Consider the following 22,951-nt stretch of genomic DNA (forward strand, 5'->3'; position numbering starts at 1 on the left):
GCCGGCGGCCGCCGTCGCCGGGGCGGCCGCCGGTCCCGCTCTCCGCCGGGGACGGCCCCGCCCCGGGGCCGACGTTCAGCACTCGGGCAAGGGCACCTCAGGTGCCGTGGCTCGAGGCTGCGGAGGGATCGATTCCAGGGGGTCAGTGGTCGTACGAGGTGCGCAGCGGCTTGTTGCAGCCGGGCTGCTGGGGCAGGTACGGGAACAGGTGCCGCAGGTGGGCCCGGGCATGGCGGAGCCACCTGGCCTCGGAGGAAAACCGAGCATGGCCAGCATCATCGCCGGGGTGACCGGTTCGGCGTCGGCAAGCTGCGGCACGGTTGCACGGCTGGCTGCCGTGGTACCAGGTCCGGACGTTCCTTCAGGCGATCGTCGGTCGTCACATAGAGTGCTGTCGCGCGAGGGCAAGCCAGGACGTTCGCCACAAAATGATCTTGGATGCCCTCGGTCACGTCTCCACAGACCCCCCTTGAAATTGGTCATTGGGGGATTCACCGAGGGGGCCGATGAGTTTCGGTTCGCCACGAAGTCTGAAGGGTGGGGATCGACGTCTCCCTGCCTGAGAGAGAGAAGAGTGATGCGCGATGAAGTTGGTACTTCAGGAGTTCCTTTCGCTGGACGGCGTTTCCCAGGGGCCCGGGTCCCCGGACGAGGACACCAGCGACGGGTTCACCCAGGGCGGCTGGTTCGTGCCCCACCTGGATGAAGAGTTCGACCGGCTGTCCGGCACCTGGCTCGGTGAGGCGGACGCGTTCCTCTTCGGCCGTCGTACGTACGAGAACTTCGCGCGGGACTGGCCGAAGATGACCGAGCACCCGAACGCCCGCATCCTGAACGGGCTGCCGAAATATGTGGCTTCCCAGAGCCTGACCAAGGCCGAGTGGAACCCGACGACGATTCTGTCCGGCGACGTCCCCGCCCAAGTCGCCGAACTGAAACAGCAGCCCGGCCGCGAACTGCAGATCCACGGCAGCGCCCGGCTTGGCCAGTCCCTGCTGGCCGCCGGACTGATCGACGAGTTGCGGCTCGTGATCGCCCCTGTGGTCGTGGGCAGCGGCCGACGCCTGTTCCCGGACGGCGGCGCCCCGGCCGGCCTGCGCCTCCTGAGCAACGAGACGACGCCGCACGGGCTGGCGGTCCACATCTACGAGTCGACGGGCCTTCCGGAGTACGGGACATACGGGGCCGACGCGTAGGCGCCGTACCGGACTGATCGAAACGGGGAGACCCGGCAAGCCACCCTCCGCTCGCTCACCTCGTACGACCACTGCCCCCTGGAATTGATCATCTAGAAGAGGCCGGTGCGCACGTGGTCCGAGAGGTTCTCGAGGAGCTCACGCAGCCACGGGTCTCGGACGGCCGGCAGCCGGGCCAGGGTGTGCCGGAGCACATTCGAGTCGGCTCGGAACAGGTGCCCAGGGTGTGGTGCGGGCGGGTCGAAGTCGTCACGCAGTGCGCCGACGGGCAGGGCGCCCGGAGCGGGGACGGACAGGTCCGGCCTGGGGAAGGCCATCCACAGCCACACTCCGAACGGCAGCGGCACCAGGTGCGGTGCCGGATCGGCTGAGGTCCAGGTCCTCCCCGTCTGAGGATGGGACGGAACGAGAAGGATGGAGACGTCTGGGCCGGGAGCCGGCAGTCCCGGTCCGGCCAGGTCGGCGCGCCGCGCCTGGGGACCGGTGGGCAGCAGGGCGTCGAGTGCGCGTTGGAAGACCTGCCCGACCGAGCCGGCCGGGACGATCACGGGGTGGCGCTCCGATGCCGCCAGCAGGTGGGCGAGCGCATGGCCGGCCGCCGCCTCCCACTGCGGGCTCCACAACCACGAGTAGTTCGACCAGTGGCCCACCGCCGTCCGTGATCCCCATGCGGCGATGGGCTCGAACGGGGGTGTGCCCTTCCCTTCCGCCATCAGCTCCGGCCAGGAGAGCGGCGCGGCGTCGGCGTCGACGGAAAGGCGGCGCACGGCGTTCGGTTCGAGCCACATCGCCTGCCAGAGCGAGCAGTCGTCGATGCGGGTCGCCACGGGCAGGGCGCACTCCATGCAGGTCACGTCGGGGCCGTCGGCACCGTCGAGTCCGCAGCAGTAGCCGCCTCCGCGGTTCTCCGGGATCAGCATCGTGCCGATGGCGTCGCCCGGCGCGATGACGATTGCGCCGGGCGAGCCGTCGGAGAGGGCGTACACCGGCGCGTAGACACCGCGGGCTGCCGCTTCGTCCGGATGGATCTCCTCCCACCTCCGCCACGGTGGCCCCCAGGGCTCCGGGTCCACGGCGAACGTGCCCGACTCCATGAGCACCGGGAGCTGCACCCCGTTCCCGTACTGCTGATGAGCATGGACCGGCAGCATGACCTGGGACAGCGGGATGGTCAGCCCGGCTCCACAGCCGGCACACAAGAAAACGAACAACCGTCCTCCGCCCGGAAACAGCGACATCGTCGCAGCTCGGAGACAGACCGGCCAACGTGTTTTCCACCCGCTGCGCGAGACCGAGCACCACGGCACCCACTACACCATGACTGCGATAGCCAATCAGTAGAGTTACATGCTATAACTGAAGCGTTCGCCAATCGCTCCAAGGGCTCCTCGCCCTCTGCCGAAGGGACCGCCTCATGACCGCAGCAACAGGCTCACTTCACACCGTTCTGGGGGCCGGTCCCGCGGGCACCTCCGTCGCCCTGGAACTCGCGCGCCGCGGACACGCTGTCCGGCTGGTCGACCGCGCAGGCTCCGGTGAGCCCCTGGGAGGCGCCGAACGGCTCAAGGGGGATGTCGGCACGGTGGACGGAGCGCTCGCCGCGGTCGAAGGCGCCGACGTGGTCTACCACTGCGTCAACGTCGCCTACCACCTCCAGGTCGACGTCATGCCCGGCATCCAAGGGGCGGTCCTGGGCGCGGTGGCGCGCACCGGTGCGCGCCTGGTGGTCCTGGACACGCTGTACCCCTACGGCGAGACGCACGGCGAGGTCATGACCGAGGACACCCCCTGGCGGGCCGCCTCGGCCAAGGGCCGGATGCGGGCCGCGCTGGACGAGAACTACCTGGCCGCACATGCGGAAGGCCGAGCGAAGGTCGTGCTGGGCCGCTCGGCGGACTTCGTCGGACCCCGCGTGCTGAATTCCACGCTGGGCGGGGCCGTCTTCCCGGCCGCACTCATGGACGGCGAGGTCCTGGCACTCGGTGACATCGACCTCCGGCACAGCTACACCAACATCCTCGACGTGGCCCGTGGCCTGGCCGTACTCGGCGAGAACCCCTCAGGAGACGGCCGGGTCTGGCACCTGCCCACCGCCCCCGCCCGCACGACGCGCGAGATCCTCACCGCACTGGGCGACCTGGTGGGCCGTCCGCTGCGGACCGTCACGGTGAACGAGGCGCGCCCCTTCGGGCCGTTCGACGAAACGTTCATGAATTCCTACGCCGAGATGTTCTACCAGCACACCGAGCCACAGATCATGGATTCCACCGCCTTCCAGCAGGAGTTCGATATCGAATCCACCCCGATCGAGACCACCCTGAGGGAGACACTGGCGTGGTACCGGGGCTTCCTCGCTGCCCGAGCGAAGGGCTGACCGACGAGCCCCATGCCCATTCCGCGGCCCTCACCCATCCTCGACCGGGGGAGGGCTTTGCCCTGTCTCGTCAGCGATACAGTGACGCATACACTGCGGCCCTGCGCGGTCGGCAGCAGGAAGCGGGGCATGACAGGAGGCGGGGCATGACAGTCCGTGCGAACAGCCCGCGTGCGCGGTACCGGGAGCAGACCCGCTCGGAGATCAAGGATGCGGCCGTACGACAACTCGCCGCCGGAGGCATCGAGGGCGTGGCGCTCCTACGGATCGCGAAGGAGATCGGGCTGTCCGGCCCGGCGCTCTACCGCTACTTCGCCAGCCGTGACGAACTGCTGGCGGAGCTGGTGCTCGACGCCTACGAGGGCGCGGCCGCGGCCGTCCACGCCGTGGACACCGGAGACGGCGGGCGGGCCGCCCTGCACGCCCTGACCTACGCCTACCGGGAATGGGCCGTGGCGCAGCCGCACCTGTACCTGCTCATCCAGGGCACCCCGGTGGCGGGCTTCACCGCGCCGACCGAAACCATACTGAAGGCACGCTCCGTCCTGGGTCCCTTCCTGTCCGTCTTCGCCCAGGGCCGGCCACTGGTCCGCGTGGACCCGCTCGTGGCGCAGCTTCGGACCTGGCTGCGCGAGCAGCCCGAGGTGGCGGTCTGGGTCGAGCAGTGGACGGGGCAGCCCGGCACCGGTGCCGTCGCGGATGTCGCGCTGACCGGGGCCGTGATGACCTGGCCCCAGATGCACGGCACTGTCAGCCTGGAGATCACAGGCCAGTTCACCGGCATGGGACACGACCCCGCAACCATGCTCGGGATCCAGACGGCGATCCTGGCCGACACCTTCCAACTCCCCTGACCACGGCGAAAAAGCCCTTCCCGCACCGCTCCCCCGGCACCGCAGCGGTCGGCGGGCTTGATTCGGTCGGGCGGACTGCGCAGGCCGGACCAACGCTGTCCGGCTACCCGGGCTGAGGCCCCTCAGTCCAGCGCCGCGCGCAGCCGGGCCCGGTCCTGCGGCGACATGTGCGGGCTGTAGCTGTCGAAGAGCGCCTGGCGGCCCAGGCGTGCGGCGCGGGCACCGTCCCGGCTGCCGAGGGCCTCGACGACGAGGCGGTGGTGGCGGGTCGAGTGGTGCATCCGTTCGGCGGCGCCCCCTGCGTCCCGGGCGTGCTGCAGCGTGCGCTCGATGGCGTCCACGACGGCGTCGTGGACGGCACGGGCACACAGGGCGAGCAGCGCGTTGCCGCTGGCTTCGGCGACGACCCGGTGGAACCCGGCGTCCGCCTGGCTGAAGGCGTGCGTGTCGGGCGGCGTGCCGCCGCTGCCGGCGGCCTGCGCGCAGTCGGCCATCCGGTCCACCAGTTCCGTCAGCCGCCGCAGGTCGTCGTCGGTGTGCAGCCGCGCCGCGAGACGGTAGCTCTCCGCGTCCAGCACCATCCGGAACTGGATCAGTTCGGCGGGTCCGGACAGATGGGACCGGGCGAGCCGCCCCAGGGCGTGGCTGAGGGTGTCGGGCGAGACGCCCAGCACCTCGGCGCCCAGCGGATCGCCGGGTCGGGAGCGGATCAGCCCCGCGGACTGGAGGACCCGCAGGGCTTCGCGGATGGTGGACCGGCCCACCTCGAACTGGCGCACCAGTTCGCGCTCCGCGGGCAGCCGGGAGCCGGGCGGGAGCTGCCCGGCGAGAATGCGCTCCTCGATCTGCTCGGCGACGCGCTGGTAGGCGCGCACCGGGCGCACCGGCTGGAATCCGGTCCGGCCAGGGGGATCGACCGACATCGGCACCCTTTCTCACGCTCCTGCGGGCTGGTGGCGGGCTGCTTGCGGCTGCTCGCGTTTCCCGTGTGCTGATCCTGTGCCGTCCCGGCCGCCCCCTTGACCGCAGCCGGGACACCCGAGCAGAGTACGGACGATCAACTGGTCTGACCAGTCGCCTGGTCCCCGTGGACGGGATCGGGCGGCGGGGACAGGGACTTGGAGGTTCCATGCAATCCGGTCCCGGCGAACAGCCGTGGGATTCCCTGCTCGACACCGAGGCGGCCGTCGCCTTCACCCAGGAACTGGTGCGGCTGCGCACCGTCAACTCCGAGGACGCGGAGGTCGTCGAGAGACCGGCCGCCGAACTGGTCGCCGAACTGTTCACGCGGTTCGGCTGGGAGCACACCGTCACGGAGGTGGCCCCGGGCCGCCCGAACGTGATCGCGACCGTCGAGGGCGGCGGAGGCCCGGGACCCACCCTGATGTTCGAGGGGCACACCGACGTGGTGACCGAGGGCGACCCCGCCGACTGGAGCGTGGACCCCTTTGGCGCCGAGATCCGCGACGGCCGGATGTGGGGCCGCGGTACGGCCGACATGAAGTCCGGCGTGGCGGCGATGATCTACGGGGTGCGCGCGCTCCAGCAGGCGGGCCCCTTCCCGGGCCGGGTCGTGCTGGGTGTCATGGCCGACGAGGAGGGCATGATGCTCGGCGCCAAGGCGTTCGCGGCCTCCCCGGCGGCCGGCGAGGTGGACGGCGTCATCGTCTGCGAGCCGGAAGGGTATGAGGTGTGCACCTCGGCCCGCGGCGGCATCCGGCTGCGCCTCGACCTGACGGGCGTGATGGCGCACGGTGCGATGCCGCAGGAGGGCCGCAGCCCGATCGAGGCCGGGGCCCGGATCGTGGAGGCGCTCGGCACGGTGCGGGAGTGGGCCGCTGTACGCTTCGGCAGCCATCCGCACGCCGGTTCGGTGACCGTCACGCCGACCGTGCTGCTGGGCGGCGACCCGGACCAGCTCAACGTCATCCCGGCGCACGGTGTGGTCGGCGTCGATGTGCGGACGATCCCCGGCACCGACCACGCGGAACTGATCGAGCGGGTGCGCACGACGGCGGAGCGGGCGGCGGAAGCCTTCGGCGTGACGGTGGAGCCGACCGTCGTCGACGACCGGCCCGCGGTCGAGGTATCCGAGGACCATCCCGTCGTCCGGGGGCTGGTCGCGGCGCACACCCGGGTGCACGGCAGCGCACCGGCCATCGGCGCGGTGCCCGGCACCACCGACGGCACGATCCTCACCCGCGATGCCGGGCTGCCCACCGTGGTCTACGGACCGGGCGGCAAGTGGATCGCGCACCAGAAGGACGAGTTCGTGGAGGTGCGGGAGATCGGCGAGTACGCACGCGTCTACGCCGAGGCCGCCCACCACTTTCTCACCCACCGCACCACACCCGCGCCGGAGGGGGGTGCGGCGGCGTGACGCTGTGGCAGACCAAGGAGTTCCCCGACGGGCTGCCGATCGGCGGGAGCTGGGTGGCCACCGCCGACCAGCAGGTGGTGACGTTCCCGTACGACGGAAGTCCGGTGGCACAGGCCCCGGTCGGCTCCGTGGCCCAGGCCGGGCAAGCCGTCGGGCACGCCGCCGCGCTGCGCCGCGAGGTCGCCAAGCTCCCCACCCGCACCCGCCGGGCGGTGCTCGGCCAGGTGGCAGACAGCCTCGAAGCGGTCGCACAGGGCATGGAGGACCTGCTGGTCCTGGAGACCGGCAAGCCGCGCGCCGACTGCCGTACCGAGGTGACCCGGGCGGTGGCCACCTGGCGGGCGGCGGCCGACGAGGTGGTGCACATCCACGGCGAGACGGTGCCGCTGGACGGGCTGCCGTCCGGAGACGGGATGACGGGCTTCTGGACACGGCGGCCGATCGGGGTGGTCGTCGGGATCGCCGGGTTCAACTACCCGATGATGCTGGCCACCCACAAGATCGCGCCCGCGCTGGCCGCCGGCTGCCCGGTGATCGTCAAGCCGGCACCGGCGACCCCGCTGGCCACGCTGTGGCTGGTGAACCTGGTACGTGAGCGGCTGCTGGCCGAGGGCGCCCCGGCGGGCGCCGTGCAGTCGGTCACCGGAGACGCGGCCGTGGGGCGTGCCCTCACGACGGACGAGGCCGTCGCCGCGGTCTCCTTCACCGGCTCGGCGGCCGTCGGCCACCGCATCGCGAAGGACGCGGCGCCCCGCAAGGTCGTGCTCGAACTCGGTTCCAACGCCGCGCTGGTCGTGGCGGCGGACGCCGACCTCGACGCGGCCGCCGAAGCGGTGGTGCGCGGCGGCTGCTACGCCTCCGGGCAGGCGTGCATCGCTGTCCAGCGGGTGATCGCCGAAGCACCGGTGGCGGCCGAACTGGAGCGGCGGATCGCGGCGCGGCTGGCGTCCGTGCCCGTAGGCGATCCGCGTGCGGAGGACACCCGGGTGGCCGCGCTGATCGACGAGGCCGCGACCGAACGAGTGCTGGCATGGCTGGCGGACGCGTGCGAGGCGGGTGCGCGGCTGGTCGCGGGCGGCGAGCGGGTGGGCCGCTGTCTGACTCCGGCGCTGCTGGCCGAGGTGCCGGACGGGCAGCCCGCCTGGGACGAGGAGATCTTCGGCCCCGCCGTCTGCCTGCGGTCGGTTCCCGATCTGGACGCGGCCTTCGCCGCGGTGGACGCGAGCCGCTACGGACTGCACGCCGCGGTCTTCACCCACCGCCTCGATGTCGCCTTCCGCGCGTTGGACGAGCTGGACGTCGGCGGCGTGGTGGTCAACGAGGTGCCCGGGTACCGCTGCGACGTGGCGCCCTACGGCGGCGTCAAGGACTCCGGCATCGGGCGTGAGGGCCCGCGGTTCGCGATCGAGGAGCTGACGGTGACGAAGATGGCGGTGATCAGGCCGTGAGCGCCCGCTCGGACAGCGCCGGGGGTGCCGAGGTGGACTACGGGCGGCTGTTCCGGCTCGACGGGCGGCGGGTCGCCGTGGTCGGCGGCGCGAGCGGCATCGGCCGGGAGGCGGTACGCGCCCTGGTGGCGCACGGCGCCGAGGTCGTGGTGGCCGACCGGGACGAGGCCGGCGCCGAGGCGACAGCCCGACTGGCCGGGGCCGGCGCCCGCCCGTATCCGCTCGACGTCCTGGACGAGGAGGCGCTCACCCGGGCGGCGGCCGCGTGGGGCCCGCTGGACGGGCTCGTGGTGACGGTGGGCGTCAATGTGCGCAAGCGGATCGCCGACTACACGGTGCCCGAGTTCGAGCGGGTGGTCGCGCTCAATCTGCGGGCGCACTTCTCGCTGGTGCGGGCCTGCGCTCCGGCGATGGCCGAGCGCGGCTGCGGTTCGGTCGTCTCGCTCGCCTCCATGCGGGCCTTCCAGGTGGAACCCGGCCAGGGGGTGTACGCGGCCTCCAAAGCGGGGCTCGTCCAACTGCTGCGGACGGCTGCCGCGGAGTGGGGCCCGCAAGGTGTGCGGTTCAACGCGGTGGCACCCGGCGTGGTGCGCACCCCGCTGACCGACCAGATCGCCGCCGACGCCGAGTGGTTCGACGCCTATGCGCGGGCCTCCGCGCTGCAGCGGTGGGCGCGGGCCGACGAGATCGCGGGCGCCGTGGTCTACCTGCTCTCGGACGCCGCCACGTTCGTGACCGGCAGCGTGCTGACCGTCGACGGCGGGTGGACCGCCGTCGACGGACGGTACGACCCGGCAGTGTGACCCCCATGCCGTTACCAGCCGTCCCCCGAGGAGCACCCCACGATGTCCGAGCACCACCCCGTCCCCGACGAGGACGACCCCTTCGCGGGCCTCCCCCGCACCGGAGCCAGGCGCCCGGCGCTGTGGCTGCTGCTGATCCCCGCCGTCCTCTACTGCGCCGCCCCGCTGGTGGCGAACCGCATCGAACCCCGCGTGGCGGGGCTGCCGTTCCTGCTGTTCTGGATCGTCGCGGCCACGGTGGTCAGCCCCCTGGTGATCTGGGTGGTCTCGCGGCTCGACCCCGCCTTCGCCAAGGGTGCGGCCGAGCCCCTGCCGGTCGACGACGAGGGAGGACGGTCACGATGAGCGGATCAGCCGCGATCGCCACGACGCTCTTCGGCCTCGCCATGGCCGCGACCCTGGCGATCGGCGTGCTCAGCGCCCGGGGGCGGGACAAGGGGATGGCCGAGTGGTCGGTCTCCAGCCGGGGCCTGGGCGTGTTGTTCATCTGGCTGCTGATGGCCGGCGAGACCTACACCAGCTTCTCCTTTCTCGGCACTGCCGGCTGGTCCTACTCGTTCGGTGTGCCGATCCTCTACCTGGTCGCCTATCTGACCACCGGCTTCGCCGTGGCGTACGTCGTGGGCCCGGCGCTGTGGACGTACGCCAGCCGGCACCGGCTGCTGTCCATAGCCGATATGGCCGAACACCGTTTCCGCTCCCGGCCCGTGGGGATACTGGTGGCGGTCACCGCGACCGTCTTCATCGTTCCCTACGTGCAGGTGCAGATCCAGGGCATGGGTGTGGTGGTGAACGCGATGACCTACGGCAGCGTCGATCTGCACGTCGCCGCCGTGGTCTCCTTCGTCGTCGCGGAGGCGTTCATCCTCGTCTCGGGGCTGCGCGGTTCCGCGTGGGTGAGCGTGCTCAAGGATGTGCTCGTCATCGTGGCCGTGGTCTTCCTCGCGGTGTGGGTACCGCTGCACTACCTGGACGGATACGGCGACTTCATGTCGCGGATGGTGCAGGAGAAGCCGGAGTGGCTGACGTTTCCCGGACATGCGTCGGGCGGGCTGAACGGCACCTGGTTCGTCTCCACCCTGCTGCTCAACGCGGTGACGATCTCCATCTTCCCCACCACCGTCGCCGGCTATCTCAGTGCCAAAAGCCCGAACGCGCTGCGCCGCAACGCCCTGCTGCTGCCGTGGTACCAACTGCTGCTGTTCATCCCGATGATGGTCGGCGCCGTCGCGCTGTTCGCGCTTCCCACGCTCGACAACCCGGACCTGGCGTTGTTCCGGCTGGTGACCGACTCGCTTCCGGCGCCGGTCGTCGCGGTGATCGGGGTGGCGGGGGCGCTGTCGGCCATCGTGCCGATGAGCGTGTTCATGCTGGCGATCGGCACCCTGTGCGGGCGCACCCTGCTCGGCGGCGGCAACGGCTCGGACCCGCGCAGCCGCGCCTACCGGAACCGGACTGCGGGCGGGCCGGGCGCCGCGCCGGGCGGAGCGCAGGACGTACGGATCAAGCGGCTGTCCCAGCTGGTGTGCTTCCTGGCCGGGCTCGTGGCCCTGCTGGGCGCGCTCTTCTTCCCGAACACCCTGGTGCAGTTGTCGGTCCTCTCCTACGAGGGGCTGGCTCAGCTGGTGCCGCTGGCTCTGCTCTCGCTGTTCTGGCGGCGGCTGACCGCGGCGGCGGGAGTCGCCGGCACGCTGGTGGGGCTCGGGGTGGTACTGCTGCTGTGGTGGACGGACAACGACCCGTGGCACGGGATCAACGGCGGGCTCCTGGGGCTGGCGGCCAATCTGCTGGTGGCCGCCGCCCTCACCTACGCCCGGCCGTCCGCCGCCGGGGCGGCGCCGGCGCGTCCGCGCCCGTCGCCCGAGCAGGAACCGGTTTGACATCCTCCCGGCCCTGAAGGACCGGGATTCCTACTGCCCGCGTCTGCGGGCCTCGGTGGGTTCCTGCTTCAACGCGCTGCGCCGGTACGGGTACCGGTCTTACCTGCGCTCCACAGGCCGTAACGGCCAGTCCGGCCGCCTTCGCGACGTTGACCGCCGCGTTCACGTCTCGGTCGAGGACGGCCCAGCACTCCCTGCACGTCCACTCCCGGACGTGCAGGGGCTTGGGGGCGTCCTTGACACCGCACTGCGAGCACACCTGACTGGTGGGCTCGAACCGTCCGATCCTCACGAAGGTGCGCCCGTACCGTGCGGCCTTGTACTCCAGCATGTTCACGAACGCCGACCATCCGGCGTCGTGCACGGACTTGGCCAGGCGCGTACGGGCGAGTCCCTTCACCGCCAGGTCTTCCACTGCGACCGCTTGGTTCTCGCGGATCAGCTTGGTGGAGAGCTGGTGGTGGAACTCGCGGCGCGCGTCGGCGACCCGCGCGTGAGCGCGAGCGACCTTCACTCTGGCCTTGCCCCGGTTCGCGGAGCCCTTCTGCTTGCGGGACAGGTCCCGCTGTGCCTTCTTCAGCCGCTTCTCGGCCCGGCGCAGGAAGCGCGGGCTGTCGACCTTCGTGCCGTCGGAGAGGATCGCGAAGTGCCCGAGCCCGAGGTCGATGCCGACTTCAGGCGTCGTCTCCGGCAGCACCTCAGAGGCGTCCGTCTCGACGACGAAGCTCGCGAAGTACCGGCCTGTGGCGTCCTTCAAGACCGTCACGGTGGACGGCGTGGACGGCAGGGCGCGGGACCAGCGAACGGGCACGTCGCCGACCTTCGGCAGGCGCAGCTTCCCGCCCGCCGTGATCCGCCACGACGCGTTCGCGGTGAAGCGGACGGTCTGCCGGTTGTCCTTGCGGGACTTGTACCGGGGCGGCCCCATCTTGGGGCGCTTGCCCTTGAGGCCGTCGAAGAAGTTCTTGTACGCGGTGTCCAGGTCCCGGAGGGACTGCTGGAGGATCACCGAGGACACCTCGCCGAGCCAGGCCCGCTCCGGTGTCTTCTTCGACGCGGTGAGCCGCTTGGACAGCTCGCCCGAGGAGACGAACGGCAGCCCCGCTGTGCGGGCCTCCTCTCGGACGCGCAATGCGTCGTTGAAGACGACCCGCGCACACCCGAACGCCCTCGCCAACGCCATGCGCTGACCGGCGCCCGGGTACAGGCGGAAGCTGTACCGCAGCTGCATGACCCCTACCATACCATTGGTCTATGTCACCTCGATGGGAACCAAACCCCGATATCCGCAGGGGCCGTACGGTCGTCCACAACCTGCACGCACACTTGGTGTTCGTCACGAGGTACCGGCGGGGCGCCATGGACGACGAGATGCTGACACGCTGCGAAGAGACCATGCGCAAGGTGTGCGACGACTTCGGCGCCACGCTCACCGAGTTCAACGGCGAAGCCGACCACGTGCACCTCCTCGTGCACTACCCACCGAAGACCACCCTGTCCGGACTGGTGAACTCACTCAAGGGCGTCTCTGCCCGGCGTCTGCGCGCCGAATTCACCGGCCGGGTCAACCGCGCCGTCACGCACGGACACTTCTGGTCGCCCTCATACTTCGCCGGATCGGTCGGCGGCGCACCGCTCCAGGTGGTCAAGGACTACATCGAACAACAGAAGCGGCCCGACTGAGCGGGCCGCCGCCGTGGGGCGACTCACCCCCGCCCTGAAGGACGGGGCACTCTCGCTAAGCGCCTCGGAAGGGCCTGGACCTGGATGTCATCCCCGACGACGTCCTCCGCGTCCACGACCTGGCCACCGTCCCGCCCTGGGCCACCGACACCCCGCCCCGCCAGGGCCTGGACGGCAGCAACAACTGGGTGCTGGCCCCCTCCCGCACCGCCACCGGGCGGCCGCTGCTGGCCAACGACCCGCACCGCGCCCTCGGCCTCCCCTCGCTCCGCTACCTGGCCCATCTGTCCGCGCCGGGCCTCGACGTGATCGGCGCGGGCGAACCGGCGCTGCCGGGGATCTCCATCGGGAACAACGGCAATATCGCATTCGGATTGACGATCTTCCCGATCGACCAGGAGGACCTGTACGTCTACCGCACCGACCCGGCCGACCCGCACTCCTACGCCTACGGGGACGGCTGGGAGCGGATGACATCAATGACCGAGCAGATCCCGGTCAAGGACTCCGAGCCGGTGCACACCCGGCTGTGGTTCACCCGGCACGGACCCGTCGTCCACGAACACCCCGGCAGGCAGGCGGCGTTCGCCGTACGGGCGGCCTGGCTGGGGCCCGGGACGGCACCATACCTGGGCAGCGCGAGCTATATGGGCGCCGAGAGCCCCGACGCGTTCATGGCGGCCATGCGCCGCTGGGGCGCGCCGGGCGAGAACCAGGTGTACGCGGCACCCGACGGCACGATCGGCTGGCGTCCGGCCGGCCGCGTCCCCCGGCGGCGCGGCTGGGACGGCACGCTGCCGGTACCGGGCGACGGGCGCTACGAGTGGGACGGCTTCCTGGACGCCGACGAGCTGCCCGCCGAACGCGACCCCGAACAGGGCTGGTTCGCCACCGCCAACCAGCACAATCTGCCGCCCGACTACCCGCACACCGAGCGGCCCGTCACCCACGACTGGTACGCGCCCTTTCGCCACCAGCGGTGCGCCGAGGCCCTCGCGGCACGCCACGACTGGACAGCCGCCGCCTGTGTGGAGCTCCAGACCGACTGTGTCAGCCTGCCCGCACGGCGAGTGCTGCCGCTGCTGTCCGGGCTGGAGAGCACGGACCCCCGCGTACGGACGGGTCTCGAGCTGCTGCGCGGCTGGGACGGCGCCCTGCGTGCCGAGTCAGCGGCCGCCGCTCTGTTCGAGGTGTGGTTCCGCCGACATCTGCGGCCCGCGCTGCTGCGGCGGGCACTGCGCGATCTGGTGCCGGCCGCGCGGCTGGAGGAGGCGCTGGCCCGGGTACTGCCGGTGGAGAGCGACTCGGGCGACCCGCGTGTGGAGCTGCGGCTGTTGGGTGCGCCCGATCTGGACGGCGAGCGCGCGCAGTTGCTCCTGGCGAGCCTCGCTACGGCCGTGGCGGCCGTAGCCGAGCTGCTGGGCGAGGACCCGGACCGCTGGTCCTGGGGGGATCTGCACCGGGCCGAACTCCGCCATCCGGTGGCCGGACTGCTGGCCCGGAAAGGGGTGACGGAGGCTCCCGGCTGGTGCGGCCTCGGCCCTCTCCCTCGTGGCGGGAGCGGCGACACGGTGGGTGCCGCCGCGTACCTGCCGGACTTCCGGCAGAACGCCGGGGCGAGCTTCCGGATGGTGGTGGACGTCGGTGCCTGGGACAACTCCCTCGCCATGAACTCCCCCGGCCAGTCCGGCGACCCCCGCTCACCGCACTACGCGGACCTCTTCGAGGAGTGGGCCACCGATGGGGCCTTCCCCCTTGTCTACTCGCGCCCCCGAGTGGAGGCGGAGACGGTGCAACGTCTGGTCCTCTCCCCGGCCGGCGCGGCTTTGAACTGACTGACTCAAGTGGTCCAGGAGACGGAGGTCGCTGCGCGGGGAAGTTCGGGGGCATAGCGATAGAGCATGATCGGGGGTTCGTCGGGACCCGTGACGACCCTCAACCGGTAGATGTACGGGGCCGGGCCGGTCACCTGGACGATCTCCCCGGTGCGGCCACTCTTCACGTCCCTCACGGTGTCGCCGACCTGCCACATGTCACAACCCGCCCGGAAGGCCGCGCAGTCCAGGCCGGGCGTCAGGATCGTGCTTCAGATGCAGATGCGCACCCCGCAACGCCTCCAGATCTGCGGCACTCCTGTCGTCGCATGCTCCCCGCGCCCGACTGATCATCGTCCGGAACCATTCGCAGTCCTGGCACCCGCCCCCCCACCACGTTCGTCGGTGCGGTGAATCAGTCCGCACGCTGACCGGCGGGCCACCCGCCCGTCACTCCTTCGCGGAGCCCGTCAGCATGCCCTGGATGAAGCGGCGTTGCAGCAGCAGATAGACGGCGACGACGGGCAGCGCGATCAGGGTCGCCGCGGCGGCCAGCAGCGCGGTGTCCGAGGAGTGCTGCCCCTGGAAGAAGGCGAGGCCCAGCGGCACCGTGCGGTGCGCCTCGTCGCTCACCATCACCAGGGCCATGAGGAACTCGTTCCAGGTCCACATGAACACGATGACGGTCAGCGTGGAGAAGGCGGGCCGTCCCATGGGGACCAGAACGCGGGTCAGGGTCGACCAGTGGGTGGCGCCGTCGATCCGCGCGGCTTCCAGCAGCGAGCGCGGCGTGTTGCGGAAGTAGGTCCGCATCCAGAAGACGCCGAAGGCGAGGGACTGCGCGGTCTGCGGCAGGATCAGCCCCCAGTAGGTGTCGGTCAGGCCCCAGTGCCGCAGGTCGAAGTAGAGGGGCACGATCACTGCTTCCTGCGGCAGGGTGAGCCCCACGACGAAGAGGTAGAACAGCCCGTTGGAGCCGGGGAAGCGCATGGTGCCGAAGGCGTAGGCCGCGAGGGTGGCCAGCACGGTGGTGGCGGCCACCACGGCGACGGCCACCAGGACGGAGTTGAACAGGTAGCTGCCGAAGTGGCCACGGGTCCAGGCGTCGGCGAAGTTGTGCCAGTTGAGGCCGTCCGGCAGGGCGAAACCGGTCTTCAGCGAGTCCTGGCGGGCCAGCGCCGTGGAGAGGATGCCGGCGACGGGGGTCAGCGCGATCAGTGCGAACAGCGCGAGGATGCCGTAGGTGACGCCGCGTTCGGTGCGGGAAGTGTTCATCGGCTCCGGCCCTCCACGAACCTGGTGACCACCATGGTCAACGCGAAGATCACGGCGGTGAGAGTGATGCCCATGGCCGAGGCCGAGCCGACCTCGCCGCTCTCGAAGGCGCGGCGGTAGACCTCGTAGGAGGGCACGGAGGTGGCGTTGCCCGGGCCGCCACTGGTGGTGATGTAGATCAGGTCGAAGTTGCGCAGCGCCGCCACCAGGGTGAGCGTGAGCGCGACGGCCAGCTCGGCGCGCAGCCCGGGCAGGGTGACGGTGAGGAACTCCCGTACCGGTCCGGCGCCGTCGATCCGGGCGGCCTCGTACAGCTCCCGCGGTATGCGCTGGGCCCCGGCGAGGAAGAGCACCAGGCACAGCCCGGTCTCCACCCAGGTGCCGATGGTGCCGACGGCGGGCAGTGCCCAGGTGTCGTCGCCGAGCCAGGACCGGGCCAGACCGTCCAGACCCAGCGCTCCGAGCGTGTCGTTGAGCAGCCCGTCGGGTGCCAGCACCGCACGCCAGGCGACGCCGACGACGACCATCGCCAGCACCTGCGGCAGGAACAGCACGGTGCGGAAGAAGGTCATGCCGCGGATCCGGAAGCGGGTGAGTGCGGCCGTCAGCAGCAGTCCGATGGCCACCGGGAGTGCCGCGTAGAAGAGCAGCAGCACCGCGGCGTGGGCGAAGGGGGCGCGCAGTTCGGGGTCGGTGAGCAGATCCCGGTAGTTGTCCAGCCCCGCCCAGCTCGCGCGGGTCAGCCCGTCCCAGTGCAGCAGCGACAGCCAGCCGGTCTGGGCGAGGGGCCAGAGCAGGAACACGCCGAAGACGGCGAGTGCGGGCAGGACGTAGAGGTAGCCCACGGCTCGCGGCTCGCCGGGTGCCCGGCGGCGGTAGCGGGCCGTGCGGGAGCCCGGCACCGCGGCGGCCCGCCGGGCGCCGGCCTCCCGGCCGGTGAGAGCACTCATTCTGTGTCACCGCCGTCCCCGCCGTCGGTGCGCTGCCGGGCGCGGAATTCCGCGTACTCCTGCTGCGTCCGCTCGGCGAACTCGCCGGGAGCCAGGTCGCCGCTGAGGACCCCCTGGAGGTCGGCGGAGAGCGTGTCGTAGAAGGTGGGGGTGGTGTAGTCGAGGTAGGGCACCAGCCCGTCGGCGGCGTTCAGCTTCTCCCAGCCGGCGACCATCTGGCCGTTCGGGGTGTCCGGGTCGAGCTTTCCGGCTGCTTTTCCGGGGACCACCGGCAGCACGCCCTCCTCGGTCATCACCTTCGAGGCGTGTGCATCGGTGAGGAAGTCGAGGTATGCGGCGGCGACCTGGGGATGATCGGACTTGGAGGTGATGGACCACGGCAGCCCCTCGCCCCCGGTGGTGACCGGCTGCTTCCCGGACGCCGGCGGCGGTGGCATGAAGCCGAGGTCGTCGCCCATGGGCCCGCGCAGGTCGGCCAGTTGCCAGGTGCCGGTGATCAGGAAGGCGCCCTTGCCGTCGGCGAACTGCTTGGCCGCGTCGTCGTATCCCTTGCCGTTGGCGCCCTTGGGGAAGTAGCCCTTCTTCGCCCAGTCGGCGAGGGTGCGGGCGGCCGTGCGGGTGGCGTCGGTGTCGAAGCCGCCGCCCCGTCCGAAGACCGTCTCGCGGACCGGCTCGGCGCCCCCGGCGGCCTGTCCCTGGAGGACGCCGAAGGTATGGATCGCGGGATACTTGTCGAGGTTGCCGAACTGCACCGGCAGCTCGCCGGCCTGCTTGAGCTTCGGCAGTGCGGCGGTGAGGTCCTGCCAGGTCCTCGGCGGCTCGAGGTCCGCCTTCCGGAGCACCTTCTTGTTGTAGTAGACCCCGATGTACTCGCCTTCCTGGGAGATCCCGTACAGCTGACCGGTGCCGAACCGCTTGCCGTCGGGGGCCACCCGGTTGAGGTTGAGCAGCGTCTGCGGGAAGCGGGTGTTCCAGCTGTAGAGGCCCGCGTAACCGTCCAGCGGGGTGAGCATCCCGGCGCGGGCGAAGGCGACCATGTCCGCGTAGCCCTGGTTGGCCTGGACGACGTCGGGCGGGTTGTCGCCGCTCAGGGCGAGTTTGAGGGTCTTCTTCAGATCGTTGAAGCTGCGGGCCACCCGCTTGATGGTGACGTTGGGGTACTTCTTCTCGAACTCCTTGTTGAGGCGCTCGATCTCGGCATTGGTGCCGCCCCGGGTCTGCTGGTCCCACACCGTGAGGGTGACCTTTCCGGCCTTGCCCGGGTCGGGTGTCGCGGTCACCGCGGCGCCACCGGCACCCGCCGCTCCCGATCCGTCGGTGCCGGGTACGCAGGCGGCGGCAAGCAGCAGGCCGGCCAGCGCGCCGAGGGCGGTGCGGGGCCGGCGCAGCCGTCCTCGTCCGTGGTGCCGGTGCGCGTTCATGGTCGTACGCCCTCCTTGGTGCTGCGCGCGGTTCCGGCCGCGCGGGCCCGTGCTGTTCCGGTTCACGAGCGGAAGCCGATGGTGGGGGTGGCACGCAGCAGCGGGCATTCGCCGTTGCCGCCGGGGAGCAGGTCGTCCAGGAAGGCGTAGCGCCGCATCACTTCCTGGGTCTGGCCGCCGATCCGCCGCGCGTACTGCCACCAGGCCGCGACCTCGCTCCACCCCGGTGCCGAGAGGGAGCCGCCGAAGTGCTGGACGGAGAGGGCGGCGGTCAGGTTGGCGAAGGCCAGCCGGTCGGCGAGCGGCCAGCCGGCCAGCGTCGCGGTGGTGAAGCCGGCCATGAACACGTCCCCGGCGCCGGTGGGGTCGAGCGCCTCGACGCTCAGCGCGGGCACGTCGGCGTATTCGCCGGTGGTCCCGTCGACGGCCACCGCACCGCCGGGCCCCTTGGTGACCACCGCGACGGGCACCAGTTCGGCCAGCGTGCGCACGGCCGCCTCCGGGGTGTCGGTGCGGGTGTAGTGCAGGGCCTCGGTGGCGTTGGGCAGGAACGCGTGGCACAGCGACAGGTCGGCCAGGGTGTCCGGGTCCCAGGCGCCGGTCTCGTCCCAGCCGGTGTCGGCGAAGATCAGGCTGCCCTCGGTGTGGGCCTGCCGCACCCAGTCCCCCACCCGGCCCGGTGACAGCGAGGTGACGCAGGCCCGGGACGCCGGGCGGGCGGCGACGCTGACACACGGTCTGGGCGCCTCGTGGCCGTGGCTGACCATGGTGCGTTCACCCTCGTAGGCCATGGAGACGGTGACCGGGGAGTGCCAGCCCTTGGCGCGGTGCGAGGGGGCCAGGTCGATGCCCTCGCTCTCGGAGAGCGCCTCCCAGCAGTAGTCGCCGTACATGTCGTCGCCGAAGGCCGCGGCCAGTGCGGTGCGCAGTCCGAGCCTGCGCAGCGCGGTGGCCATGTTGGCGACTCCGCCCGGGCTGGAGCCCATGCCGCCGGCCCAGGTCTCGGTGCCGCGCACGGGGGCGTGGTCGAGGCCGGTGAGGACGATGTCGAGGAAGACCGTGCCGGTGAGGAACACGTCGGTCTGCGGGCCCTCCTCCGTGCGGAGGCCGGCCAGCGGGTCCAACCAGCTCCCGGTCGGTGCCGGTTGGGCACTCCCAGTGGTACTCAAGGCCGCTCGCCCCTCTCAGCTATGGCCAAAACGCAGCGTTTACGTGACTGATTTGAGCGACACCTTGCACGCACCTTCGGCAGAATGCAATAGGTCGGTCACAGTCGCGCAAAGACACTCAGTCGCGCTAGGGTGCTGCGCATGTTGCGCGAAACCCGGCACGAGAAGCTGCTGCGGATCCTCCGCGAGGAGGGGGTACTGCCCGTCGTCGAGATCGCCCGGCGGCTCCAGGTCAGCGAGGCCACGGCACGCCGGGACGTGTCCGACCTCTCCGATTCCGGACGGCTGCGGCGGGTCTACGGCGGCGCCATCGCCCGGGAACCGGTCGAACGCCCCTTCGCGGAGGAGGAGGTGGACGACCTCCCCGCCAAGGAAGCCGTCGCCGCCCACGCCGCGGAGCTGATCAGCAACGGGGAGACGGTGCTGCTCGACATCGGCACCACCACCCTGCAGCTGGCACGGCTGCTGCACGGCCGGAAGATCACCGTGGTCACCTCCAACCTCGCGGTCTACGAGGAGCTGCGCTCCGACCCGGAGGTGACACTCGTGCTGCTCGGCGGCGAGGTGCGGCGCAACTACCGCTCGCTGGTCGGCCAGATCACCCGGGCCGCGCTCCGCGAGATCTACGCCGACCGGGTATTCCTCGGCACCAGCGGAGTACTGGCCGACGGCCGGGTACTGGACACGACCGAGATCGAGGTGCCCGTCAAACGGGCCATGCTGGGCTCGGCCCGCCAAGCGGTGCTGCTGGCCACCCCGCGCAAGTTCCCCGGCACCGGCAGCGCCCGCGTCTGCCAGGCAGGCGACATCGACATGCTGATCACCGGCCGGGAGTCCGATCCGGCCACCCTCGCCGCGTTCCGCGAGGCCGAAGTGGAGGTAGTAGAGGTATGACGGGAATGACAGCACCGCCGGACCCCACCGGCGCCGCCGGACTGCGGCTCACCGTGCTCGGCGGGGGCGGATTCCGGGTCCCGCTGGTCCACCGCGCGCTGCTGGACGACGCGCAGGACCCCGACGCGGCCGGGCGCTGCACCGAACTCGTCCTCCACGACACCGACCCCGGCCGGCTGCGCGCCATCAGCGCCGTGCTGGCCGAGCAGGCGGCCGGGCATCCCGGACCGGCACCCGCCGTACGCACCACGACCGACCTCGACGAGGCCCTGCGCGGCGCCGACTTCGTCTTCAGCGCCATCCGCGTCGGCGGTCTGGCCGGACGGGTGCGGGACGAGCAGCATCCGCTGGCCGAGGGGCTGCTGGGCCAGGAGACCGTCGGCGCGGGCGGGGTGCTCTACGGACTGCGCACGGTCCCGGTGGCCACCCACATCGCCGAACGGGTGGCCGCGCTCGCCCCGCAGGCATGGGTCATCAACTTCACCAACCCGGCGGGCATGGTCACCGAGGCGATGAGCCGGGTGCTGGGAGACCGCGTCATCGGCATCTGCGACTCCCCCGTCGGGCTCTGCCGCCGCGCCGCACGGGCCGCCGGTGCCGACCCCGACCGCGCCGACTTCGACTACGTGGGCCTCAACCATCTCGGCTGGCTGCGCCGCATCGTGGTCGACGGCACCGACCGGATGCCCGCGCTGCTGGACAACGCCCCGGCGCTGGAGTCGTTCGAGGAGGGCAAGCTCTTCGGCACCGAGTGGCTGCAGGCCCTGGGCGCGCTGCCCAACGAGTACCTGCACTACTACTACCACCACCGGGAGGCCCTCACCGCGATCCGCGCCGCGGACGCCACCCGGGGGGAGTTCCTCGCCCGGCAGCAGGAAGGCTTCTACGCCGAACTCTCCGGCGGCGGCGAGGGGGCCTTCCGGGCATGGGAGGAGACGCGCCGCGAACGCGAGGAGACCTACATGGCCGAGAGCCGCGAGGCGTCCGGCGGCTGGCAGCGCGACAGCTGCGACCTGGACGGCGGCGGCTACGACCGGGTCGCACTGGCCCTGATGCGGGCCATCTCGCGGAACAGGCGCACCACGCTGATCCTCAACGTCCGCAACCGCGGTGCCGTACCCGGCCTCGACTCCGACGCCGTGGTCGAGGTGCCGTGCCTGGTCGACTCCGGCGGTGCCCGCCCGCTGGCCACCGGACCGGTCGCCGCCGACCAGTTGGGGCTGATGCTCCAGCTCAAGGCCGTCGAGCGCGCCACCGTCGAGGCCGCGACCCGCGGCTCACACCGTGCCGCGCTGCGCGCCCTGGCCCTCCACCCGCTGGTGGACTCGGTCCACGCGGCCGAGCGCGTCCTGGAGACGGCGCGCCCGCTGGCGGCGCCGGAAGGCTCCGCGGGGTGAGCGGAGCCAGTCCCCGGGGTGGGCGAAGCGAGTCCGCGCACCGGTGAGCCGCCGACCGGGCGCGCCGGCGGTTCGGCGCGTCCCCGGGTCCTCCGCAGTCTCTCCTCTCCTGTTCCACCCACCGAACAGCTCCCGGCCCACTAGGCTCACGGCCGGGGTCCGGGGGGGGATGTTCAGCCGTCGACACAGAGGAGCAGAAGGTGCGCGGGACAGTCGCGGGAGCGACCTTAGTCATGGTGTGCGCGTTGGTGACGGGCTGCGGCGGGGGCTCGGACGACGGGGAGGCGGACAGCGGCGGCGCCTCGGCCGCGGCGGAACCGAAGCAGACGTGGGGTCCGCCGGAGACCCACCGGGTCACCCTCCGGGTGGAGGGCTCGGGATCCTCGCAGATCGGCTGGGCGGCGGGCGACAGCCACTTCGAGACCGCGACGCTGCCCTGGAAACACGAGGACCAGGTCACCCTCGAGGGAGCCGAGCTGAAGAACGGCGTGCAGCTCTATGTCACACCGCAGGCCGTCAAGGGCACCGACGGCCGTTTCGTCTTCCCGGCCTGCGTCGTGGAGGTCGACGGCAAGACCGTCGACAAGAACGCCGGCGGCGAGAGCTCACAGGGCTGCAAGTACACGCTCAAGGGCTCCTGAGGGGTCCGTCGACCGGCGGCCGGTGACCGGGGCCGCCGGTCGGCGGGCCGCTAACCGGTGCGGGCCGCGCGGCCGCGGCCCGAGGGGCAGCGCGCCACGCGTGCGGCGCCCGAGGGAGGCCGGGCCGCCGCGCGGCGGGCGTGCGCGGGGCAGTGCTGTGCCCTGTGCTTCTTGGCCCGGGCCCGCAGCGCCCGGGCGCGCGCATGATGGTCGGCATCGCTGACGACGGCCAGCAGGCCGCCCACGATGGCGGTGTTCTTTCCGAAGTGGATCCGGTGGGCGGCCCGCTGCCCGGGGTCGTCCTGCTCCCAGAACGGGTGCCCGGCCAGCGTCGTGGGCAGCAGCGAGCCGGCCAGTGCCAGCGCCGCCGTCCGCGGCACCCGTCCGGTGGCCAGCAGCGCACCCGCCACCACCTGGACCGCGGCGTTCACCCGCACCAGCGTCACGTCGTCACCCGGCAGCGGAACCTTCTCGCGCAGCCGCTCCAGGAAGGGTGCCGCCAGCTCGGCCGGCGGCCCGGGCCGGCTCAGCGTCCCCACTCCCGCGTTGACGAAGAACACGCCCAGAAGGGGGCGGGAGACCAGTTGCAGTGGCGTCATACGAGGTCCTCGGGTGCGCGGGCGGCCGGAGCGGATGGCGGGGTGCCGTCACCGCCATGGCACGCGCCCACCGGCCGGCCCGCAACCCGGAGCCCGCCGTCCGGTGCACGGCACGCCCCGGCCCCGCGGTGCCGGGCCCGCTGCCGCTCACCCGGACGGCTGCGGAGGCGGTG

Annotated in this window: 22 protein-coding genes and 1 pseudogene; 13 read left to right on the forward strand and 10 right to left on the reverse strand. The window is 71.7% G+C overall.

The window, feature by feature from the left end; genetic code table 11:
• Positions 1 to 160 precede the first annotated feature (160 nt).
• A pseudogene (locus P2424_RS18395) lies at positions 161 to 256 on the reverse strand (IS982 family transposase); the annotation flags it as partial.
• Positions 257 to 584: 328 nt separating this feature from the next.
• Between P2424_RS18395 and P2424_RS18400 the strand changes: the two are divergent.
• Positions 585 to 1,196 carry a dihydrofolate reductase family protein gene (locus P2424_RS18400; RefSeq protein ID WP_276476838.1) on the forward strand — a complete coding sequence of 204 codons (612 nt, stop codon included), beginning with the start codon at positions 585 to 587 and terminating at the stop codon, positions 1,194 to 1,196.
• A 92-nt stretch (positions 1,197 to 1,288) separates the two neighbouring features.
• On the opposite strand, the gene P2424_RS18405 is transcribed toward P2424_RS18400, so the two are convergent.
• Complete coding sequence (locus P2424_RS18405; RefSeq protein WP_276476839.1) at positions 1,289 to 2,407, reverse strand: hypothetical protein; 1,119 nt, start codon at positions 2,405 to 2,407, stop codon at positions 1,289 to 1,291.
• Between the two features lie 203 nt (positions 2,408 to 2,610).
• Between P2424_RS18405 and P2424_RS18410 the strand changes: the two genes are divergently transcribed.
• Together P2424_RS18410 and P2424_RS18415 are read left to right on the forward strand one after the other, a co-directional pair.
• The gene (locus P2424_RS18410; protein ID WP_276476840.1) at positions 2,611 to 3,570 is read left to right on the forward strand and encodes an NAD-dependent epimerase/dehydratase family protein; all 960 of its coding nucleotides are present in this window, start codon (positions 2,611 to 2,613) and stop codon (positions 3,568 to 3,570) included.
• Positions 3,571 to 3,716: 146 nt separating this feature from the next.
• Positions 3,717 to 4,424 (forward strand): TetR/AcrR family transcriptional regulator, encoded by a 708-nt coding sequence (locus tag P2424_RS18415; RefSeq protein ID WP_276476841.1) that lies wholly within the window; start codon positions 3,717 to 3,719, stop codon positions 4,422 to 4,424.
• A 122-nt stretch (positions 4,425 to 4,546) separates the two neighbouring features.
• Here the strand turns inward: P2424_RS18415 and P2424_RS18420 are convergent, their stop codons facing one another.
• Positions 4,547 to 5,347: a FadR/GntR family transcriptional regulator gene (locus tag P2424_RS18420; RefSeq protein WP_276476842.1), complete on the reverse strand. Its 801-nt coding sequence runs from the start codon at positions 5,345 to 5,347 to the stop codon at positions 4,547 to 4,549.
• A gap of 206 nt (positions 5,348 to 5,553) precedes the next feature.
• On the opposite strand from P2424_RS18420, the gene P2424_RS18425 reads away from it, so the two are divergent.
• From P2424_RS18425 to P2424_RS18445, 5 genes are read left to right on the forward strand one after another with little or no spacing between them, the layout of a single operon-like run.
• Positions 5,554 to 6,804 carry a M20 family metallopeptidase gene (locus P2424_RS18425; RefSeq protein WP_276476843.1) on the forward strand — a complete coding sequence of 417 codons (1,251 nt, stop codon included), beginning with the start codon at positions 5,554 to 5,556 and terminating at the stop codon, positions 6,802 to 6,804.
• Positions 6,801 to 8,252, forward strand: a complete 1,452-nt coding sequence (locus P2424_RS18430) for an aldehyde dehydrogenase family protein (protein ID WP_276476844.1) — start codon at positions 6,801 to 6,803, stop codon at positions 8,250 to 8,252. Before P2424_RS18425 ends, P2424_RS18430 begins: the two co-directional genes overlap by 4 nt.
• Entirely contained in the window at positions 8,249 to 9,055 is an 807-nt protein-coding gene (locus tag P2424_RS18435; protein ID WP_276476845.1) for an SDR family oxidoreductase, read from the forward strand. Before P2424_RS18430 ends, P2424_RS18435 begins: the two co-directional genes overlap by 4 nt.
• A gap of 42 nt (positions 9,056 to 9,097) precedes the next feature.
• Positions 9,098 to 9,400 carry a DUF3311 domain-containing protein gene (locus tag P2424_RS18440; RefSeq protein WP_276476846.1) on the forward strand — a complete coding sequence of 101 codons (303 nt, stop codon included), beginning with the start codon at positions 9,098 to 9,100 and terminating at the stop codon, positions 9,398 to 9,400.
• Complete coding sequence (locus P2424_RS18445; RefSeq protein WP_276476847.1) at positions 9,397 to 10,935, forward strand: sodium:solute symporter family protein; 1,539 nt, start codon at positions 9,397 to 9,399, stop codon at positions 10,933 to 10,935. The genes P2424_RS18440 and P2424_RS18445 overlap by 4 nt, the downstream gene beginning before the upstream one ends.
• Here P2424_RS18445 and P2424_RS18450 read toward each other — a convergent pair.
• Entirely contained in the window at positions 10,859 to 12,166 is a 1,308-nt protein-coding gene (locus tag P2424_RS18450) for an RNA-guided endonuclease TnpB family protein (RefSeq protein WP_276476848.1), read from the reverse strand. The two genes, P2424_RS18445 and P2424_RS18450, sit on opposite strands and share 77 nt — an antisense overlap.
• 23 nt (positions 12,167 to 12,189) lie before the next feature.
• Here P2424_RS18450 and tnpA point away from each other — a divergent pair, with 23 nt between their 5' ends.
• Together tnpA and P2424_RS18460 are read left to right on the forward strand one after the other, a co-directional pair.
• Positions 12,190 to 12,618, forward strand: coding sequence for an IS200/IS605 family transposase (gene tnpA, locus P2424_RS18455; protein ID WP_276476849.1), 429 nt, complete (start codon positions 12,190 to 12,192; stop codon positions 12,616 to 12,618).
• 119 nt (positions 12,619 to 12,737) lie between these two features.
• Positions 12,738 to 14,453, forward strand: a complete 1,716-nt coding sequence (locus tag P2424_RS18460; RefSeq protein ID WP_276479017.1) for a penicillin acylase family protein — start codon at positions 12,738 to 12,740, stop codon at positions 14,451 to 14,453.
• A 5-nt stretch (positions 14,454 to 14,458) separates the two neighbouring features.
• Here P2424_RS18460 and P2424_RS18465 read toward each other — a convergent pair whose 3' ends face one another.
• The 5 genes from P2424_RS18465 to P2424_RS18485 form a co-directional block, all read right to left on the reverse strand.
• Complete coding sequence (locus tag P2424_RS18465; protein WP_276476850.1) at positions 14,459 to 14,620, reverse strand: hypothetical protein; 162 nt, start codon at positions 14,618 to 14,620, stop codon at positions 14,459 to 14,461.
• A gap of 262 nt (positions 14,621 to 14,882) precedes the next feature.
• On the reverse strand, positions 14,883 to 15,707 hold the full coding sequence (locus P2424_RS18470) for a carbohydrate ABC transporter permease (protein WP_276476851.1): 825 nt from the start codon (positions 15,705 to 15,707) through the stop codon (positions 14,883 to 14,885).
• Positions 15,704 to 16,657: a sugar ABC transporter permease gene (locus tag P2424_RS18475; protein ID WP_276476852.1), complete on the reverse strand. Its 954-nt coding sequence runs from the start codon at positions 16,655 to 16,657 to the stop codon at positions 15,704 to 15,706. The genes P2424_RS18470 and P2424_RS18475 overlap by 4 nt, the downstream gene beginning before the upstream one ends.
• A complete protein-coding gene (locus P2424_RS18480) occupies positions 16,654 to 18,078 on the reverse strand; it encodes an extracellular solute-binding protein (RefSeq protein ID WP_276476853.1) in 1,425 nt (474 codons plus the stop codon). The genes P2424_RS18475 and P2424_RS18480 overlap by 4 nt, the downstream gene beginning before the upstream one ends.
• 62 nt (positions 18,079 to 18,140) lie before the next feature.
• On the reverse strand, positions 18,141 to 19,247 hold the full coding sequence (locus P2424_RS18485) for a PfkB family carbohydrate kinase (protein ID WP_276476854.1): 1,107 nt from the start codon (positions 19,245 to 19,247) through the stop codon (positions 18,141 to 18,143).
• A 141-nt stretch (positions 19,248 to 19,388) separates the two neighbouring features.
• Between P2424_RS18485 and P2424_RS18490 the strand changes: the two genes are divergently transcribed.
• The 3 genes from P2424_RS18490 to P2424_RS18500 all read left to right on the forward strand — a co-directional run bounded on the left by P2424_RS18490 (position 19,389) and on the right by P2424_RS18500 (position 22,179).
• Positions 19,389 to 20,141, forward strand: coding sequence for a DeoR/GlpR family DNA-binding transcription regulator (locus P2424_RS18490; protein ID WP_276476855.1), 753 nt, complete (start codon positions 19,389 to 19,391; stop codon positions 20,139 to 20,141).
• Positions 20,142 to 20,146: 5 nt separating this feature from the next.
• Complete coding sequence (locus tag P2424_RS18495) at positions 20,147 to 21,538, forward strand: 6-phospho-beta-glucosidase (RefSeq protein WP_276476856.1); 1,392 nt, start codon at positions 20,147 to 20,149, stop codon at positions 21,536 to 21,538.
• 200 nt (positions 21,539 to 21,738) lie between these two features.
• On the forward strand, positions 21,739 to 22,179 hold the full coding sequence (locus P2424_RS18500; protein WP_276476857.1) for a hypothetical protein: 441 nt from the start codon (positions 21,739 to 21,741) through the stop codon (positions 22,177 to 22,179).
• Between the two features lie 50 nt (positions 22,180 to 22,229).
• Here the strand turns inward: P2424_RS18500 and P2424_RS18505 are convergent, their stop codons facing one another.
• Entirely contained in the window at positions 22,230 to 22,778 is a 549-nt protein-coding gene (locus tag P2424_RS18505) for a DoxX family protein (RefSeq protein WP_276476858.1), read from the reverse strand.
• Positions 22,779 to 22,951: the final 173 nt, after the last annotated feature.

The organism is Streptomyces sp. WMMB303 (assembly GCF_029351045.1).
Lineage (GTDB): Bacteria > Actinomycetota > Actinomycetes > Streptomycetales > Streptomycetaceae > Streptomyces.

What these genes read in the sequence shown, in the direction of transcription:
- P2424_RS18400 (WP_276476838.1), top strand. Translation starts at nt 585, where the DNA reads ATGAAGTTGGTACTTCAGGAGTTCCTTTCGCTGGACGGCGTTTCCCAG.
- P2424_RS18410 (WP_276476840.1), top strand. Translation starts at nt 2,611, where the DNA reads ATGACCGCAGCAACAGGCTCACTTCACACCGTTCTGGGGGCCGGTCCC.
- P2424_RS18415 (WP_276476841.1), top strand. Translation starts at nt 3,717, where the DNA reads ATGACAGTCCGTGCGAACAGCCCGCGTGCGCGGTACCGGGAGCAGACC.
- P2424_RS18420 (WP_276476842.1), bottom strand. Translation starts at nt 5,347, where the DNA reads ATGTCGGTCGATCCCCCTGGCCGGACCGGATTCCAGCCGGTGCGCCCG.
- P2424_RS18425 (WP_276476843.1), top strand. Translation starts at nt 5,554, where the DNA reads ATGCAATCCGGTCCCGGCGAACAGCCGTGGGATTCCCTGCTCGACACC.
- P2424_RS18440 (WP_276476846.1), top strand. Translation starts at nt 9,098, where the DNA reads ATGTCCGAGCACCACCCCGTCCCCGACGAGGACGACCCCTTCGCGGGC.
- P2424_RS18445 (WP_276476847.1), top strand. Translation starts at nt 9,397, where the DNA reads ATGAGCGGATCAGCCGCGATCGCCACGACGCTCTTCGGCCTCGCCATG.
- P2424_RS18450 (WP_276476848.1), bottom strand. Translation starts at nt 12,166, where the DNA reads ATGCAGCTGCGGTACAGCTTCCGCCTGTACCCGGGCGCCGGTCAGCGC.
- tnpA (WP_276476849.1), top strand. Translation starts at nt 12,190, where the DNA reads ATGTCACCTCGATGGGAACCAAACCCCGATATCCGCAGGGGCCGTACG.
- P2424_RS18470 (WP_276476851.1), bottom strand. Translation starts at nt 15,707, where the DNA reads ATGAACACTTCCCGCACCGAACGCGGCGTCACCTACGGCATCCTCGCG.
- P2424_RS18475 (WP_276476852.1), bottom strand. Translation starts at nt 16,657, where the DNA reads ATGAGTGCTCTCACCGGCCGGGAGGCCGGCGCCCGGCGGGCCGCCGCG.
- P2424_RS18480 (WP_276476853.1), bottom strand. Translation starts at nt 18,078, where the DNA reads ATGAACGCGCACCGGCACCACGGACGAGGACGGCTGCGCCGGCCCCGC.
- P2424_RS18490 (WP_276476855.1), top strand. Translation starts at nt 19,389, where the DNA reads ATGTTGCGCGAAACCCGGCACGAGAAGCTGCTGCGGATCCTCCGCGAG.
- P2424_RS18495 (WP_276476856.1), top strand. Translation starts at nt 20,147, where the DNA reads ATGACAGCACCGCCGGACCCCACCGGCGCCGCCGGACTGCGGCTCACC.
- P2424_RS18505 (WP_276476858.1), bottom strand. Translation starts at nt 22,778, where the DNA reads ATGACGCCACTGCAACTGGTCTCCCGCCCCCTTCTGGGCGTGTTCTTC.